The 422-nt window shown below is 57.1% G+C and carries 1 protein-coding gene; it reads left to right on the plus strand.

The window, feature by feature from the left end:
* A partial coding sequence (locus Q4563_RS16405) for a GTP-binding protein (protein ID WP_303605241.1) occupies positions 1 to 422 on the plus strand: 422 nt, incomplete at both ends.

A 422-nucleotide genomic window follows, 5' to 3' on the forward strand; every position in this document is an offset into this window, starting at 1 on the left:
GGTTGAGCGTGTGATGTCCATGGTAGATTCCGTCTGCCTGCTCGTCGATGCCGTCGACGGCCCGATGCCACAAACCCGTTTTGTTACCCAAAAAGCGTTTGAGCGTGGCCTGCGTCCTATCGTGGTGATCAACAAGATCGACCGCCCTGGCGCTCGCCCTGACTGGGTAATGGACGAGATCTTTGATCTGTTCGACCGTCTCGGTGCCACCGATGAACAGCTCGACTTCCCGGTTATCTACGCCTCCGCCCTGAACGGTATCGCCGGTACAGATCCGGATGATATGGCCGAAGACATGACGCCACTGTTCCAGATGATCGTCGACCATGTAACCCCGCCACCTGTCGATCTTGATGGCCCGTTCCAGATGCAAATCTCGGCACTGGACTACGACAGCTTCGTCGGTGTTATCGGTGTTGGCC

The organism is Gilvimarinus sp. 1_MG-2023, from assembly GCF_030548285.1.